We start from the raw sequence: 317 nt of genomic DNA on the forward strand, positions 1-317 counted from the left end.
ACCGGGATCCCGGTCGCCGAGGTGGACGCGCTCCGGCTCCGGCCCGTGACGGCCGGTCAGCTGGCTCGTGGTGCGGCGGACCGTGTGCTGTTCGGGGTGGAGTGGGCCGCGCAGGAGGGGGCGGGGGTGGTGCGGGGTGCGTTGTTGCGTCTGGGTGACGAGCTGCCGGTGCCGGGGCCGGTGCTGTTGGTGGATGCGTCGGGGGCGGGTGCGGCCGGGGATCGGGCTGCCGCGCTGTTGGTGCTGCTTCAGGCGTGGCTGTCGGATGCCGGGTGGTCGGATTCGCGTCTGGTGGTACGGACGTTGGGTGCGGCGGG

The 317-nt window shown here is 74.4% G+C and carries 1 protein-coding gene; it reads left to right on the top strand.

The window, feature by feature from the left end:
• A partial coding sequence (locus PUR61_RS19200) for a hypothetical protein (protein ID WP_329880180.1) occupies nucleotides 1–317 on the top strand: 317 nt, incomplete at both ends.

Origin of the sequence: Streptomyces sp. BE20, assembly GCF_036322525.1 — a bacterium.
Classification (GTDB): Bacteria; Actinomycetota; Actinomycetes; order Streptomycetales; family Streptomycetaceae; genus Kitasatospora.